General features: G+C 73.8%; 1 protein-coding gene. It reads left to right on the top strand.

All coding sequences use genetic code 11. The features are described from left to right. Window positions 1-1049 (top strand): S41 family peptidase (locus AB0G02_RS42015; RefSeq protein WP_360806711.1); only part of this gene is annotated, 1049 nt, incomplete at both ends.

Genomic DNA, 1049 nt, shown 5'->3' with positions numbered 1-1049 from the left:
CGGCGACTGGGCGGCGTTCGGCAAGGTCTACCGGCGGATCGCGGACTCGCTGCCCGACGACGCCCGCGCGGCCGTCGCGTCCTCCGCCATCAAGGCCCTGGTGGGCGCGCTGGACGACAACCACGCCCGGTGGCTCGACCGGGCCGTGCGCAACCTCTACGGGTTGGAGCTGTCGGTGTCGGTCGGTCCCGGCGACATCGACCCGGTGGCCACCGAACCGGCCCACCTCAACCGGATCGCCGCGTCCGGACCGGCCGACGTCGGCGGTCTCCGGCTGGGTGACGAGGTGCTGGCGATCAACGGCGTGCCGGTGTTCGTGAACGGGGTCCTGAACCGGGCCGTGCTGTCCTGGCTCACCGACGGCCAGGCCGGGTCGACGGCGCAGTTCACCGTGCGGCGCCCGGCCACCGGCGAGACGTTCACCGCCACCCTGACCGCCGCGCAGTTCCCGGCGCAGCGCCCGGACGTCCAGTCCCGGCTGGTGGACGGGAACATCGCCTACGTCACCCTGCCGGGCTTCGCGCCCGAACTCGCGGACCGGGTGCTCGCGGCCGTCGCCGCGCTGCGCGCCCAGGCCTCGCTGCGGGGCGTCGTGCTGGACCTGCGCGGCAACGGGGGCGGGAGCCCGGAGGCGGTCGCGAAGCTGCTCGGCGCGCTCGCGCACGGCAGGACCACCAGCTACTGGTGCGACGTCAAGGACCGCTGCACGCCCAACCGCACCGACGACTCGGTGGAGCTGCTGAACCTGCCGTTCGTCGCCCTCACCGACCGGCGGTGCGCGTCGGCGTGCGACTCGTTCTCCAGCACGGTCAAGGACCTGAAGCTGGGCACCCTGGTCGGCACCCGCACCGCCGGCGCCGTGTCCGGACCGGGTCAGGCGTACCTGCTGGACAACGGGACCGTGCTCGCGCTGCCGAAGATGCACGAGATCGGCGCGAACAAGGAGGTCGTCAACACCGTCGGCGTGGCGCCGGACCACTACGCCCCGACGACGGCGGCCGACCTGTCCGCCGGCCGTGACCCGGCACTGGACAAGGCGGTCTCCCTGC

The sequence above is a fragment of the Actinosynnema sp. NPDC023658 genome (genome assembly GCF_040639995.1).
Taxonomy (GTDB): domain Bacteria; phylum Actinomycetota; class Actinomycetes; order Mycobacteriales; family Pseudonocardiaceae; genus Actinosynnema.
Note: the sequence above shows the minus strand (reverse complement) of the source record. Positions and strands in the feature narration are given on the sequence as shown.